The sequence below is a fragment of the Cupriavidus sp. SIMBA_020 genome, assembly GCF_046535395.1.
GTDB classification, from domain to species: Bacteria; Pseudomonadota; Gammaproteobacteria; order Burkholderiales; family Burkholderiaceae; genus Cupriavidus; species Cupriavidus campinensis.
The window spans coordinates 1-243 of the sequence record NZ_JAWRWU010001458.1; the positions used below are offsets into that span (position 1 = coordinate 1).

The following is a 243-nucleotide window of genomic DNA, read 5'->3' on the forward strand; positions in this document are numbered from 1 at the left end:
GATGTCGTCTGCGTCGTTTAGGTGCGGTGGTGGCATGCGATTGATCATGCCGGCCTGACGTTTTTCCTTCAACCTGTACGAGTCGCCGGAGATCGGCACGACGTGTGCGTGATGAAGAAGCCGGTCGAGGAGCGCCGCCGTGAGCGTTGCATCGTCAGCGAAGGTCTGGTCCCACTGGCCGAACGAACGGCAGATTGCTGGTCAGGATGAGACTGCCGGTTTCGTATGGTTTGGCGACCACCT

Annotated in this window: 1 pseudogene; it reads right to left on the reverse strand. The window is 59.7% G+C overall.

What is annotated here, in order from left to right:
* A pseudogene (locus SB751_RS34405) lies at positions 1-243 on the reverse strand (ATP-binding protein); the annotation flags it as partial.